We start from the raw sequence: 16,369 nt of genomic DNA, 5'->3' as shown, positions 1-16,369 counted from the left end.
CGCTATTGCCCCCGGCTCGGATGCCAGCCCGGGGGCGGATAGCGCCGCCAATCGGGCATGTGCAGGAGAATGGCACCATGCCGGTAATCGTATGGCCCCACGCCCGGCAAGGTGTCGTATTCATGCGCGGCGTCGAGCGCCTCGGCCGCATTGTTGAAGTCGATGTATTTGAGGCAGCGCTCCCCTGCACGGGCGCGATACACGTCCCGCCACGCTGATTCGCTCACCACGTACCCGACCGAGGATTCGCCCTGTCCCAACGTTCTCGCCGCGAACAGATCCACCACCACCCGGCAGGGTGCGCAACCCGGCCGCAACTTGCCGTTGGCCTTCGCCTCAGCAATGACGATGAAGGACTTGTCGGGCTTGCATTGCCACGGCGCAGACCATGACAGCAGGATGCGCACCTGCGCATTGCGCACGTCATAGGCGCCAAGTTGCAGCCGGATCTGCTCGAGCAGGTCGGGATCGCCACCGTCGGCGTGCCGCTGAAATGCGCGATTGACGATCGGGAAGCGAGCCAGTTCCTGAAGCAGTTGCCCGCCATCGAGCCCCCCTTCGCTCACCCACGCACAACGCGGCTCGGAAAAGACCCCGGGCACGTCGCCCTCTGCCCACAATCCGGCCGGCCCGCCGCCCACCCACGCGATGCCGTCGCGCGTGAACCGGATCAAATCGTTCTCCCCCGCGAGATCGAGACGCTGCAACCGGAGCGCGGGAGCGGACTCATTGGCGGTACGATCCCACGCGGCCACCGTCCCGTTGCCCAGCGTGATCATCTCGTACAGGAGTTCAGGCCTCGCGTGGTACGCGCTCGATTCGCCGACGAACAGGCGATAGCCCGGTGCAATGGCGCAAAGCGTCTCTTTGTCGGTGATCTTGACGAATGCCCGCACCGAACCGGACATTCTCCGCTCGGGCATGCCCCGGCGAATTTGCCCCAGCGTCGCGGAGATCGCGGCCGCGAATCGGCCGTTTCTTGCCGCGCGGCCGGCGACCGACATCGCGTACCCGAAGGTGTCGTCGTCGATACCGGATTCGACCAGTGCGCCGATGTCACCGTGCGCCAGATGCCATGCGTAGTGCGGCAGTTGTTCTTCGGTAAACCGCCGCGCAAACGCCGCCGTCTGCGCCAGTGTCCTGCTGCCGGGAAGGCGGCGGAAGGCGTCGGCCGCGAAGCCTTCGATTCTCTGCCCGAGGAAGTGGGCAAACGGCAGATCGGGGCCGTTGTGGCCCCCGCGCACCTCGCGATCGAACGCGTAGACGTAGGGCGGCCGCTCGCCGCGTCGCGGCCCCGGCCCCCGCAGCATTTGCACCACACCGAGCAACACGTCCCTGTCGGCCGGCGCCAGCACGATGGCCGCGCAAGCCACGAGATACAGCATGTCGTCCGCACTGTCGTCGCGTGCACATCCGCGGCGAACACCGGCCCGGCAGCGCAAATCGGATACCAGCCGGTCGCGCAAGTCCTGCGAGAGTCCGCTGTGCCGGTCGGCGCCGACCGGGAAGTTGATCTGCACGTCGTCATCCGCAACGTCACGCCCCTCGCCGTCGTGCAGCAAATGCGAAAAACCGAAGCGGTCGTATTCGCTCAAATGATGCGACACGAAGTCCTGCAACTCGGGTTTCCCAACCGGCCGCCGGTCGCCCCGCCACGTCAGCACCTCACCCGTCGTGAGCGAGAGCAGCAGGTGCTCGCTCTCACTGGTCAGCGCCACCACGCCGTACAGCGGCACCTCTCCGAGGCAGGCAGTTCGCGCGCTGTCGTTGCCCTGCACGTGCCGACGGGCCATGTCCTGCTGCCTCCTCGACAACTGCGGCATATGCCAGAGCAGCAAGCCGGTTTCGATGCGCGCCAGCACCGCCGCCATGGCGATGGCAAACGCCGGCGTAAGCCACGCCTTGGTCACGACATCGCATTGCTCCCACAATTGCTCAAGCGTGATCGAAGCCGGGGCATTGAAGATGATGGCCGGCGCCCGCTGCGGCGCAGTCGCGGTACTCGTAGCGTTGGTGGCATCAGTGGCATCAGTGGCGTTAGGGGCGCTGGGGGCGCTAGGGGTAGTCGTGGCGCCGGCGGTATCGGTGGCAGTGGTCGTGACAGTGCCCCCGCGATCACTCCGCCACCGCGTGACGATCTCCGACCACTGGCGCACCGGGTCGTCAAACATGCGCTCCCATGGCCGTCTTTCCGGCATAGTGGTCTCGCCGATGCCGATAGCCGTCGGGTTCGAGCCATCGCCCGGTGCCGCCTCGGTTGTCGCGTCGGACGGTGGCCGGCTGCCGGGTGAACCGGCCTGCGGTGACGCGTGGGTGGTCGATACCGGCACCCGCCGGGGAATGGTCGTGTCGGGCATGGGAAGCGCCGGCACCAGTGCCCGAATCGACTCGTCGACGAAGATTTTCAGCGTCTCGCCGTCCGATTCCACCTGACCGTCGAGACCGAACGTCAGAATGCCGGCATGCATCGTCTCGTCGGCAAAATCGAGCAATGCAAATTCTGTGGGCAACAATGCGTTGTTGTCGTTGATGCTCTTCCCCACGATCCTGCCCGCGCCCAAGGTCATGCCCGCCAGAAACATCGTCTCGTCACTGCCCACGAACGCGATCGGAAAACCCGACGGCAATCGCAACAGCTCGCTATACGTCGTCACCTGAATCAACCCGCTGCCCAAAAAGCCCCATGGCAAGCCGTCCATGACCGCGACCGCCCGCTGACTCGTCAGGTAATCGATGCTGCCGCTCTCGGAGCGTAGCCGGGCAATCGTGTCCCACGGCAACTCCGACACTCGGGATGTCCTGCCCCCGGGCACCGACGCTTCGCGCACGAACCGCTGGACACGTTCGTCCTGTAGCGAAAGCGGCCGCTTGCCGTCATTGGGCGGCGAATTTACGATGGCTTCGCCGCGCTTGATGATGTCGCGTGCCGCTGTGCCCGAGTAGGAGAATGCCGCGCCGACGACGCGCGACACACGCGTATCGCTCGGGATGAAATTCATGACCAGCATCATCCCGCCGAATTTCAGATCGCTGTGGGCCTTGCGTAACTCACGCAGATCGGCGTGTTCCGTGCTTTGCGCAATCGACATGAGCGACGCCACCCCCGAGCCGAGCGAGCCACCGAGCACAATCGGCGCGATCAGCGGTGCACCGGGGAACGCACCGAACAGCAGCGGGAAAAATGCCCCCGAGGCCTGCAACATGGCCTGCTTCACCTGCTCCCAGTCTCGCTGTTCGCGCGCCGTCTTCGTGACGATCTTGACGTCGAGGTTGTCTCGGAAGCACCGCATTTCTGCGGCCCACAGTTGCTCCTGTATCGCTTCGCTCGGGAGAAACTTGAAATCGGCGTCGAAATAGTTCAGCGACAACATGAACGAGCGCAGCCCGGGGTTCAGCGCAAGCGCGAGCGTTTTCGCCTCGTCGTCGGCGGACGCCGGGCCCCCGGGGCTCGTCCGGCATTGTTCTGTCTGCATGGGCGGCGGGCCGATGCGAAAATACAGATCGTCGATGCGCATGGGGTTTTCGAGCCGCTCGCGCTCGATGACCGACAAATGACTGCGCATGAAGTCCCGAAACGGCGCGGTCGTCTCGATGCTGGTATCCCACCAGAACCACGTCCCGTGCTTCACCGAAATCAATAGCGCAGACGCGCCGTTGTCGTGCACCGCAGCCATCAGACCTGCCACCACACACCGCTGAAATGTCACCAGTTGCAGGGTTTGCGTCGCATCGACCCCGCCCCCCCATTGCCCTGCGACGGGCCCGCTCCGGTCGTCGGTGATGGCCGCTTTCGCCTGCATGACCACATGAAACGCGCGCGCATTGACGTACTGCGAGAACGCGGCAATGGCGGCCGGGGAACCGCTCAGACGACTGAGATGCTCGTTGTCTTCGTCATACAGCGCCTGCCGGAAGGCATCGCTGTCGACGGTACGCAGCACCTCCGCAACGTCAGCGTCATCGCCGGACACACTCACCGAGGTGACGCGGCGGCTGCCGCCGATTTTCAGAAACTCCTCCCGAAAATGCTGACCGAGCGCAACGTCGCGCAGCGAAAACGTCTTGTAGGTGTGCATGGCCCCGTACCCCACTCCATAGCCCACCCCGCCGACGGGAAAGGAGTTCTCGACAAGGCTCACGGTGAGCGGCGCGTCCAGCAACGCCGGGAGGTTTGCCGGTGCGCTCCCATTGCCCAGCCGGGCGAGCGCATTGCCCAACAGCAAGGCGGCATACGTTCGGGCTCTGGCGTCGTAGCCGGCATCTTCGTCGGCCCATGCCAGCCACTCGTGGAGGGTGAGTATCTGGTCCAGCGTCAGCCTGTCTTGCAGGCCGTCCGAAGGTTCGGCGCGCCCGCGACGATAGGCGTCGACCGACAACCTGTTGTCGATCGGGACATCACTTTCCAGCCACGACCGGGTCCGTTCGTACGCGTATCGGGTGCCAGCCAGCACCGTCGCGACGCTCAACCCGGCAACGCCCGCCTGTACCGCGCGAAAGCTCGGGCCACGGCGGAACACGGCCCCCATGACCGCTGAGGTGGTGGCGATCGTGGTATCGAGGAGCGGATCGCTGACGCTGGCGGGCGATTCGGCATCGGTGTGCGTTTGCGCCGTGACGCCGAATGCCGGTGCGCGGCGCGTCGCGTTACCGGCGACATGATCGATGCCCACACGCAACCGGCCCGACGCCTGCCGGTCCCACGCATCGAGTTGCGCGCGCCAGTGGGCGACTCGCTTGTCATAAGGCTCGGTCGATACTTCCTGCGCGCCGCCCCACGGACACAACAAGCCGATTTCGTGCGCCAACGCCAGCACGGTTCTCAATACCGGCTCACTACCGATACGCTCGGGCGCATTCTGCCGCCGGTCATTCTCCCGTGCCGCTCGCTCGAGATCGCGCATGGGCAGCCGGGCGATCACTCCGGCGACCGTCTCGCCATCGCTGCGCGCGGCCAGCCTGCGACGGATCGTACTGGTCAGGTGGAAGAAGTCGAGCCGCGCGTCGGCGCCCTCGAGCCGCAGCATCAGCGCCCGGATGTCGGTGCCCCCCAACGCCGGCAACGTGAGTGCGAGCGCCGCCTCGAATCTGGCCCGCTCGGCCGGGTCGGCCTGACGGCGCGACAGTCGTGCAACGGCCTCGCCCGATACGGCGACTTCCAGCGCGCCGGCGCAAGTGGCAGCCAGTAGCGGCGCACCCACCGCGCCAAGGGTGTACGCGGCCACGCCTCCCGCCGCCCATAGCACCCCCGCCGCACCATCCCGCCCATGCCGATCGGGTCGCAGCGACGGTCGTCATCTACGGTGTCCGTGCCCATCATGTCGTGCCACATGAGGACAGCCATGTCCGGTGCGTCGCAAACGATCATCGGCAGCAACTCGATCATCGGCCGGACGTCGTCGTGCCTGACGTCGGCCACCCGGCCACCGCACGCCGATGCCATCAACGCATGACACAGTGCGCCGCCGGGCAATCCGTCGTCGCCCCAGTCGACACCGCCCGCATGCCATACGCCAAAGCGTGCCCCGTCGCGGCAAATCAGCAGGTGCAGGCCACTGACGGCCACGGCGGCGGCACGTGGCGTGGCGATGTCCAGACGCTCAATCATGGCCCCCGACTTGTCGACGATTTCGAGCACCCCGGCAACGCGCAACCGGCCGCTCCCTGCCAGCAGCCTCGGCGCGAGTTCAGCTGCGAGCACGCCCCAGCGCGCCGGTTGCGCGAGTAACCAGTACACGACCTGGGCGCGCCACGCCATGTTGTGCACGATGGGCGGTGCCGGCATTTGCACGCGCGCGGCCCAGCACTGACGCTGCCGTGTCGCGGCATCGGCGGGGGTGTCTGCGCCATGCAGTTGCCAGTGGGTGCTGCGTCCTGCCTCGACGATGACAGGATTCATCGCCGGTCCGGGTGCCAGCCCGGTGGCGGGTAGCGACGCCAGTCGGGCACGCTCAGGAGCACGCCGCCGTGCCGGTGGTCGTAAGGCCCCACGCCCGGCAAGGTGTCGTATTCGCTGGCCGCTTCGAGCGCCTCGGTGGCATTGTTGAAGTCGATGTATTTGATGCAGCGATCCCCCGCATGCTGCGCGTACACCGTCTGCCAATCCGCCTCGCTGCTCACATAGCCGACACGCGACACCCCCTGTCTGCGACCCAGCACGCGTGTCGCAAACAGGTCGACCACGACGAGGCAAGGCGAGCAACTCGGCTGTAGCTTGCCGTGCGCCTTCGCCTCGGCAATCACCACGAACGACTTGTCGGGCCGGCATTGCCATGGCGCCGACCACGACACGAGCAGGCGGAACTGAACGTTGCGCACGTCGTAGACGCCCATTTGCAGTCTGATGAGTTCGAGCATCGCCGGATCGTCGGCATCCATGGGTTGTTGAAGCGCCCGGTTGACGATCGGAAAGCTCACCAGTTCCTTCAGCAGTGACTGCCCGTCGACCGCCCCGTGGCTCACCGGCGAGCAACGGGGCTCGACAAAGACCCCCGGGGTACCTCCCTCGGCCCACAGCCCGACCGCCTCGCCGCTGATCCATGTCAGTCCCTCGCGAGTGAACCTGATCAGATCGTTCTCTCCCGCAAGATCGATGCGTTGCAACCGGCGAGGTGGTCCCCCGGTCGTAGGACTACGATCCCATGCAGCCGCCGTCCCGTTGCCCAGGCTGATCATTTCGTACAACCTCCCCGGCGGTTCGGCCAGCAATGCCGCTTCGCCGAGGAACAACCGATAGCCGGGAGGAATCGCGCGGAGCGTGCCGCTGTCGGCGATCTTCAGGAACGCCCCGCCGGGACCGTGCGAACGGCTCTCTGGCATGCCCTTCAGAATTTGCCCCAACGTGGCCGATATGGCCGCCGCGTATCGTCCATTTCTCGCCGGACGGCTGGCTTCCGAGAGTGCGTAGCCGAATGCATCGTCGCCAACCCCCGATTCGACGAGCGCCCCGACATCGCCGTAGCCCACATGCCACGCGTAGCGCGCCAGTTGTTCTTCCGTAAAAATGCGTGCGAACGCGACGGTCTGTGCCAGCGTTTTGCTACCGGGCAGGCGCCTGAACGCATCGGCAGCAAAGCCCTCGATCGTCTGCCCGAGAAAGTGTGCAAAAGGCAGATCTAAGCCGTTATCGCGGCTTGGCGCAAATTGGTCGAAGGTGTAGATGTGCGGCGGATGCCGGCGTCGACGACCGGCCGTCCCATGCACTGCCTGCACCGCGCCCAGTAATGTGTCTCGGTCGCCCGGCGGTAGTACTTGGGCGGCATATGCCACCAGATACCGCGTGTCGTCGTCCATGCTGCCGTATCGTGCGCATCCCCCGCGGACACCGGCCCGGCAACGCAAATTCGACGTCAGCCTGTCGCCAATATCGCGCGCGACGGCGGCGTGCTTGTCGAGCCGCGTGACGAACGTGAGGTGCGGTGAATCCTCCCCGACGGTGCGCCCCTCCCGAATGTCCAGCGCATGCGAATAGCCAAAAAGGTTGAACTCGCTGAGGTGCCGCGCGATGAAATCCTGCAATTCGGGCTTGCCAACGACCGCACGATCGCCATGCCATAACAGCACCTCGCCCGTGGTGAGCGATAGCAGCAGGTGGTCGCTGTCGTTGCTGAGCGCGACAACGCCATGCAACGGCGCGTCGTCGAGCTGCGCCGTCATGAGGCTGTCGTTGCCCTGCAAGTGCCGCCGCACCATGCGCTGATGCGCCACGGGCAATTGACTCATCCGCCAGAGCAGCACCCCCATTTCGATGCTGGCCAGTACCCGCGCCATGGCGTCGGCAAAGTCCGGTGTCTGCCACTGTTTGACAAAGGCCTCGCTCAGTGCCGACACGGCTTTACGCGCAATGGTCGCGGGCGGGTTGTAGGTGATGGCCGGCACTGGGGGCCCATCGGAAACCGGCGTGCCGGCGCGCCAGCGGGCAACGACGTCTGTCCACAGGCGTACCGGGTCGGGAACGGGGCCATCCGAGGCTTCTCCCGAATGTCCGGATGGGCGCGTGGCATTCCCCGATGCCCCTGTTCGATTGCCGGCGTCGTCCGGCACGAGCGTCGGCCGGATGCCTGAGGGCCGGGGCCGGCCTGAAGGCCGCGACGGCCGCATGGGCCGTGGTGCGAGTTGCGGAATTGTCACGTCCGGCATCGACAGCGGAGGTACCAGTTCCCGAATCGATTCATCGACGAAAATCCGGATCGTCTCGCCGTCGGAGTTGACACGCCCATCGCTGCCGAAGCTCAGCACGTCGGCATGCATTGCCTTGTCGGCAAAGTCGAGCAGTGCGAACTCGGTAGGCAGCAACGCGTTGTTGTCGTCGGCGCTTTTGCCCATGACCCTGCCCGCTCCCAGCGTCACGCCGGCGAGAAACATCTTGCCCTCACTGTCTGCGAAGGCGATCGGGTATCCCGGCGGCAATTGCAACAGTTCGCTGAATGTCTTCACCGGCACCAGACGGCTGCCAAGAAACCCCCAAGGCAATCCATCCATCACGGCCACGGCGCGCTGGCTCGACTGATAGTCGATCACACCGCGCTCGGAGCGCAGCCGGGTAATGGTGTCCCACGGCGACTCCAGCGCTTGCGGCGTCAGTGCGCCCGGCATCGAAGCTTCGCGCACCAGCCGTTCGGCACGTTCGACCAGCAGCCGGCGCCGGCGCCGTCCGCCCGCAGGCGGCGCGTTCACGATGGCCTCGCCGCGCGTGATGATTTCGCGTGCTGCGGTGCCCGTGTAGGAAAACGCCGCCTTCACGGCGCGCGATACCTGCGTATCGACCGGCATGAAATTCGTGATCATCATCAGGCCGCCGAACTGCAACTCGCTGTGTGCCTTGCGCAAGTCCCGAATGTCCGCCTTCTCCGTGCTTTGTGCGATCGATAACATCGACGCTACGCCCGCACCGACCGAGGTACCGAAGACAATCGGTGCGACCAGCGGCGAGCCCGGGAAAGCACCGAACAGCAACGGGAAAAACGCACTCGATGCCTGAAACATGGCCTGCTTCACTTGCTCCCAATCGCGCTCGTCGCGGGCCTGCCGGGTCACGATCTTGACGTCGAGGTTATCCCGGAAGGCCCGAATTTCCGCCTGCCACAGTTGTTCGTGAATGGCATCGCTGGGGAGGAATTTGAAATCGGGATCGAAGTAGGTCAACGACAGCAGGAACGTGCGCACGCCGGGGCTGAGCGCAAGCGCCTGCGCCTCGTCGAGTTGGGGCTGCGGCTCGGCCACGCTGACACGGCACAATTCCGGGACCTCAGGGGGCGGGCCGATCCGGAAATACAGATCGTCGATACGCAGCGGGTTTTCGAGTCGCTCCCGCTCGATGACCGACAGATGGCTGCGCATGAAATCGCGAAACGCGTCGGTTGTCTCGACGGTGGCATCCCACCAGAGCGAGGTGCCGTGCTTGAGCGAAATCAACAACGCAGAGGCGCCGTTGCTGTGCACTGCCGCCAGCAGGCCCGCCACGACACACTTCTGGAACGTCACCAGTTGCAGTGTCTGCATCGTCTCGTACTCGGCCGCCGATTGCGTGGCGATCGGTTCGCTTTGGTTGTGAGATGCCGTCGACATCGCCTGCATGACCGTGTGGAAGGCCCGTGCGTTGATGTACTGCGAGAAGGCACCGATGGCGGCCGGGGACCGGCTCAGATCGTTGATGTGCGCGGTGTCCTGATCGTATAGCGCCTGCCGGAAGGCATCCGTGTCGACTTCACTTAACACGCTGGCGACGTCGGTGACATTACCGATCGCGTTCACCGAATTGACGCGGCGGCCACCGGCGATCTTCAGAAACTCTTCGCGGAAGTGCTGACCGAGCGCGATGTCCTGAAGCGTAAAGGTCTTGTAGGTCAGGAGTGTTCCGTGGGGCACGCCGTAACCCGCCCCGCCCACCGGAAACGGAGTCTCGCGATACCGCACGACGACCGGCGCCGACAGCAACGCCGAGAGGTTCGCGGGCACGCTGCCGTTGGTGCGCCGGGCGAGTACGTTGCTGAACAATTCCGCGGTGTAGGCCGCCGTCATGGCCGCTTGGTCGGCCTCGCTCTCTTTCCACAGCAGCCATCGGCTGAGCGCCAGCAGCTGGTCGAGATTCAGACTGTCCTGCAAGCCGCGCGACGCCTCGGCGCGCCCATGCCGGTAGGCTTCGCCCGGCGGCAGATCGTCGATGGGAACATCGCTTTCACGCTGTAGCCACGCCCGGGTGCCTTCGTACGCGTATCGGCCGACGGCAAGGGCGGTCGTCCCCGCGAGCGCCACGCCAGCCAACTGCACCGCGCGCGATTGCGCCCCCTGCCGTAACGCCGCGCCGATCCCGGACGACGTGATGGCGATCGCCGCATTGAGCAGTGGATCGGTGGCGTCGCTGGGGGTGTCGCTGGTGTCGCAGCCGTTCGGCAAGTCGACCGCCTCGTGCACACTCGCCATCACACCGAATGCCGGTGCGTGTGCGGTCGCGTTGCACGCCACATGCACGACGGCGGCGCGCCGTTGCGTCGACGCTTGCCGGTCCCAGATGTCGAGTTGGTGGTTCCAGTGCGCGACGCGTCTGGCATAGGGCTCGGTGGAAATTTCCTGCGCGTTTCCCCATGCGCGCAGAAGCCCGCTCTCGTGTGCCAGCTCCAGCAGCATTCGCAATAGCTGCTCACCACCCGGGCGGCCGACCGGCGCGCACGCTCGCGCGCGCCACGCGTTCTCCCGTGCGGCCCGTTCGATATCGCGCACAGAAAACCGGGCGATCACGTCGCCTGCCGTCTGGCCGGGTGCGCGCGCCGCCAGTCTGCGGCGCAGCGCACCGGTCAGATGGAAGAAATCCACGTCCGCGCCGGCGCCTTCGAGCCGCGCCATCAGCCCCTTGATGTCGGCGCGCGCCAGCGGCGGTAACGCGAGCGCCAGTGCCGCTTCGTATTTCGCCCGCTCCGCCGGGTCGGCGCCGGCACATGACAGACGTACCACGGCCTCGGTCAATGCGATAGCCTCCAGCGCGCCCGCCGATATCGCGGAAACTGCCGATATCGCCGTCAGCCCCGGCGCACCGCCAGCCTCCAGCGCGTACGCTGCCACGCCGCCTGCCGCCCAAAACAAGCCGCGCTGGAGCATCGCGCCGGCCGGCATCGGCACGCTGTCGCAACGCGCCTGCGTGGGCTCGCTGCCCATGAGTTCCTGCCACAAGGCGACGGCCGTGTCGGGGGTATCGCAAACGATCGCGGGCAGCGACTCGATCATCGGCCTGACATCGTCGTCCGTCACGCCGGCGACATCGCTCCCAGTCACCGTGGCCACCAGCGCGTGGCACAGGCCGCCGTAACGCTTGCCCGCGTCGGGCCAATCGACGGCACCATTGCGCCAGACACCAAAGCGATCACCGTCACGGCAGAGTTGCAAGCCTGACCCGGCTTCAACGACTGCCCCCTGAGGCGTCGCGGCGAGCTCGATTCGTTCGACGCTCGCGCCCGATGTGTCCAACATCTCCAAGATGCCGGCGATACCGGTCCGGCCGCTGCCTGCGAGAAGCCGAGGCGCCAGTATGGCGCCCAGCACGCCCCAGCGTTCCGGCGCTGCCAGTAGCCAGAACACCGTCTGCGCACGCCAGTCCATGCCGCGCACCGACAGTGGCAACGGCAGGTGTGCCTGCGCTTGCCAAAGGTGGCGCAGGCGCGCTGCCGCATCGGCCGCGACCTCTGCCCCCTGCAATTGCCACGCAGGACAGCCGCGCGTCGTATCTATCCGCATATGAGCTCCTAACAAACGGGTCAGGCAGGCCCCTCCCAAGCGTGCCCACGTCACGCCATCGGTGTCCGCAATTCGATAATTCGATGCCAATCTTCTGGCGGGTGCCGGCTTGTGCGCTGTCACGTTTCGCTCATCGCCGCGGCCCGGCGTCTGCCGGCACGTGGTTTGCGGCAAAGCCCCAAGCGTCCTGTCCACGCACCGTTGGCACCGGAGTCCGCCCCGCGTAGCGGCAACCCGGTAGAATGTCGGTCGCGCCCGCGGTGTGCGCGCCGGAAACCGGCCCGCGACATGACACACGCCAGTGGCTGCACCTTTGCCGAACTTTTCCTTCAAGATGGCCAACGATCTCGTCATTCTGGGTGCCACCCCGCCCCAAGCCGCCCACGCGGGCAACCCGTCCGACACCGTGAATCTTTCGGCCCTGACCGACGGCATCCGGGCGCTCGCCCCCGGCGCCGCCACGACGTTCGCACCGGGCGTGGCACGCGTGGCCGATGTCACCAATACCCCGGCGCTGCGCACCGCCATGGCGGCTTTCGCGCAGGCACATGGTGTCGACGCCGTGCTGGTCGATAGCGCGCGCCGCCTGTCGGATTTCAAGCTGGTGGCGATGGACATGGACTCGACGTTGATCACCATCGAGTGCATCGACGAGATCGCCGATTACTGCGGCCTGAAGGCCGAAGTCTCGGCGATCACCGAAGCCGCCATGCGCGGCGAGATCAAGGACTTCAACGAAAGCCTCACGCGCCGCGTCGCCCTGCTCAAAGGGCTGGATGCGAGCGCGCTGGAAAAGGTTTACGAGGAACGCCTGCAACTCTCACCGGGTGCCGAAAACATGCTGCGCGGCGTGCAAGCGCTGGGCATCAAGACGCTGCTCGTCTCAGGCGGCTTCACGTTCTTCACCAATCGGCTGAAAGCCCGGCTGAATCTCGACGTCACCCGCGCCAACACGCTGGAGATCGTCGACGGCAAGCTGACCGGCCGCGTGATCGGTGAGATCGTCAACGCCGAAGTGAAGGCGCGTACGGTCGCCGAAGTCGCCGCACAGTTCGGTGCAACGCCTTCGCAAGCCATCGTCATGGGCGACGGGTCGAACGATTTGCAGATGATGGCCATCGCCGGGCTGTCGGTCGCGTTCCGCGCCAAGCCGGTCGTGCGCGAGCGCGCCTCGGTCGCGTTCAATCACGTGGGGCTCGACGCTCTGCTGTCGCTGTTTCGCAAGGACTGACGCGGGCACATTCCCACACTCGGGAACGCTGAGCGAATCATGAAAGTTTCGCTGCGGACAACTTGCCACGCTTGCTCGACACTCCTTCGACGCGAGCCAGCGCAAGTCCATGAATCCTTCGTCCATTGTCCGCACGTCGACGCCTGCGGCACCTCCGCCCGCCGGGTCTGAGTCGCCGTGCACGAGCACTCGCGACGGTTTTCGCCTGCGCGCCCCGAATGCAACGACCACCGCCACGCTCTGCACGCCCGCGAAAGCGCCGGCGTCGCAGCCTGCGTGGCCCAAACTTCACGCAAGCACTTCGCGCCCGGCGCTCAGGGACTTCCTCCCCGAAGAGACGACAGGACGCGTGCGAGGCGACACGGCGATCCCGTCAACGTCGACCAGCGGCGCGGCAGATCTTATGTCGCAGGTCACCGTCACACCCGGCACCGTATTCGCGATAGATGCTTCAGGCCTCCCGGCGCATCCGCAAGGCCTTTTTGTCCACGACGAAAAATACGTGAGGGTAACGGGCAAGCAAGCCCACAAGCGTTATTTGGGAGACGAGGACACCCGAAATCTGGCGCTTCCCCCGAAGCCGGTCTACCGTCAGTCCATCAAGGGAACCCCCACCAGTCCCTTGCCGATACCTCGCGTACCCACGCAGGCCGATCTCTCCAACAGCCAGTTCACGCCGCTTGACTTTGAACTCACGCAGGTCGAGCTAGACGACATTGTCGACGGCGTGCCGTTCCGGAAGACCGTGAACGGTTTTCGAATCGGCGGCATGTCGCCCCATGTCGTCGTCGAGGCCGATCCGGGCAAGTACTACGCAGCAGGCACCATGCGCACCAGCAATCTCCCCGGACACTTGCGACGTCTGGACCCGATGGTGCCGATGGACAAACGTTGCATCGATCTTTTCAACGAGTACAAGAGTCGGCTGAACGCGTTGCCGGAATTGGTCACCCCAACACCAACCTTCGCCAATGTGTCGCAGCACCTCTCGCAGTATCCTTCGCCGATTGCCCAGGATCAGGCGCTCGCGTTCAAAATCATCACGTCCGGACCGGTGCAGAACGGATACGTCGAGATGTGCAAGAGCAGCATCGACAGCCGCGAACGATTCGATGGCGCGCGGCACGCCAACGATGCGCTCACCTATCAGACAATTCTCGGTCCGGACCTCGTGTTCACTGTCGACGACCAATGGAATATCGCCGACGCCGCAGGCATCACCGATCTCAAGACGCATTTGCAGGGGGGCAACATTGCGTTCGCCTCGCTCGGCAGCGAAGACGGCCGGGTCCTTTACTTCTCGACCTCCGGCGGCAAGCGTTTCGATACGCTGAAACTGCACATCCATGAATCGATGGGCGATGCCGACGAGGTCACGATCGATGACGTCACCTACGTCGACGCGAGACGGCGCATGACGCGAGCGTTGCAAGGCGTCTCCGGCACACACACGGTCGGCCTGGTCGATCTGCCGGTGCTTGGCGACGACAGGGAAAGCGGCCCCTCCCGCCTGAAGGATTCCGAACAGACGATCGCCGCGGCTATCGTGCATGACATGCGCAGCCGCCCCATCGTCACCAGCATTCATGTCAATAGTCTGCTCGACACCTGCGACTCGTGCGCGAGTGCGCTCTCGATGCTTCAGACGTTGACGGGCCACTCAGTCGATTTCGTTTATCACCGAGATTACGGCGCCCCTACGGAGAACAGCACTCACAGAACGGTTCGCACACTGCAAACGCTTCTCGCCACCGCAAGTGCACTGCGTGCCCACGGCATGGTGAACGACACCACGGCGAAATGCCTGACGGCGCGACGATTGCTGACACCTGAACTCTTGCAGGAGCTGGCCATCGGTCTGCGTTTCGCAAACGGCGACAGGGCCGACCAGCTCGCGTTTCGTGTCAACGTCGATTACTTGCGGTTGCTCGCCGGTCTGGTCAACGACGACACACTGCCCGCGCGTGCCGTTCTCAACGCATTGTCGAGCGAAGTGGGACTCGTCTACGCCTCACTACTCGGGCATCGCGCGCCAACGCTCGAATCGCTGGCCCATGCATGGGCAGACCTGCTGCACGAGATGGTGGACAAATCGATCAAACGCGACGATGTCTTGCGTTTGCTGCTTGGCAGGGGAGCCCCTTGCCAGACCTGCTTCCTTGTCGAACTTCTGAACGCCCCCCGTGAGTCGGGTGATTGCCGGCGTGCATTGCTGAACCAGTTGCGTGCGGAGAGTCTGATGCCGTCATTTCGAGATTTGCTCGCCTCGCAGGGGCGACTGGGCGCTGCGATCATCGTCTTCCGGCTGCGTCCCCGCTGGCGGCAGGTGCCGGAAATGGCGCTCGAACATCACGACGTGCCAACGGTCATCGACGGCATTCGGCGCGTGATTACCGAAAAGATCCTGCTTCGGCTGGAGGCGGATCGCCTGCAAACGCGCCTACACGAGATCATGCCGACGATCACAATCCGCGAACAGCAGGCCATGCGGGAGATGGTCGGCAATGCCGTACAGAACGCGTGGCAAAAAGCACTGCCGGGGGAACATCCGCCCTCGGAAGTGGCTCGTCAGGTGCTTGACGACATCGGCCCGGCCTACGGCCGCGACCTCGCCAGATCACGCAAGAAAGCACGCGACGCGATCATCCGCGAGGAAGTGTCGGCCTATGTCGAATTCCTTCGCGCCAACCCGGAGGCCGACGCGGACGTGGTGAAAATGGTGTTCCAGAACCACGTCGCCAAGGCAAAGGCCACGCATGGGCAGATGATCTCGCCGGATGAGGGCCAGATGTTGCCCACAGCCGACGTCGCAGAGCAAGCCGAGCAACGGGTCGCGCCCGAAGTCCTGAGCATTGCGACGACACGTGCGGCCGCCGCAAAACGTGATGAAGCCATGTCACAGACGACGCAACTTGCCACGACATCGAAGGCCACAGTGACCTCGCTTGCCAACCGCACTGCACAGACGCTAAAGGAAACCATCAAAAAGCAAACCCAGTTGTTGCACCAAAACGGGGGCTATGCGGCACTTGCGGCCGCCAACGAATTGTCCAGAGAAAAAGCTTCAAAAAAGGCGGGACAAGAGGCTGAAGCCAAGTCCGAACGAGAGGCCAACGCGCGGAGCAATGCGGCGACGGAAAACATCGCGGAACGGCTTCGGTACCTGCAAGGCACCACTTTGCCCCAACTTCAGGATCGGAAGGACGCACTCAGTAGCAACGACAAGACGGAAGCGCTGGTCGTGCGGCACGCGAACCTGAGCAAACCGTCGACGTCCGCGAGTGCGCGCGCCGCCGAAGCGTTGAGTCTTCCTGCGAGCGCGCAATGGCAAGCGCCCGACGGGTCGATCCGGACGAGTAACAAGGAACACTAGGGCGGAGTCAGGTCAGTGCCAAACGATCGGACACGCACAGG

The 16,369-nt window shown here is 65.0% G+C and carries 4 protein-coding genes; 2 read left to right on the top strand and 2 right to left on the bottom strand.

Annotated elements, in window-relative coordinates; translation table 11 throughout:
* Positions 1 to 2: 2 nt before the first annotated feature.
* Positions 3 to 5,222, bottom strand: a complete 5,220-nt coding sequence (locus CDV44_RS06380; RefSeq protein WP_141118684.1) for a hypothetical protein — start codon at positions 5,220 to 5,222, stop codon at positions 3 to 5.
* 670 nt (positions 5,223 to 5,892) lie between these two features.
* Positions 5,893 to 11,724 (bottom strand): hypothetical protein, encoded by a 5,832-nt coding sequence (locus CDV44_RS06370; RefSeq protein ID WP_087687116.1) that lies wholly within the window; start codon positions 11,722 to 11,724, stop codon positions 5,893 to 5,895.
* A gap of 334 nt (positions 11,725 to 12,058) precedes the next feature.
* Between CDV44_RS06370 and serB the strand changes: the two genes are divergently transcribed.
* Both serB and CDV44_RS06360 read left to right on the top strand, forming a co-directional pair.
* Positions 12,059 to 12,955 (top strand): phosphoserine phosphatase SerB, encoded by an 897-nt coding sequence (gene serB, locus CDV44_RS06365; RefSeq protein ID WP_087687284.1) that lies wholly within the window; start codon positions 12,059 to 12,061, stop codon positions 12,953 to 12,955.
* 502 nt (positions 12,956 to 13,457) lie between these two features.
* Positions 13,458 to 16,328, top strand: a complete 2,871-nt coding sequence (locus tag CDV44_RS06360) for a hypothetical protein (RefSeq protein WP_141118683.1) — start codon at positions 13,458 to 13,460, stop codon at positions 16,326 to 16,328.
* The last annotated feature ends 41 nt before the right edge of the window (positions 16,329 to 16,369 follow it).

The organism is Pandoraea sp. PE-S2R-1 (assembly GCF_002179865.1).
In the GTDB taxonomy this organism is placed as follows: domain Bacteria; phylum Pseudomonadota; class Gammaproteobacteria; order Burkholderiales; family Burkholderiaceae; genus Pandoraea.
This window is presented reverse-complemented; position numbering and strand designations above follow the sequence as displayed.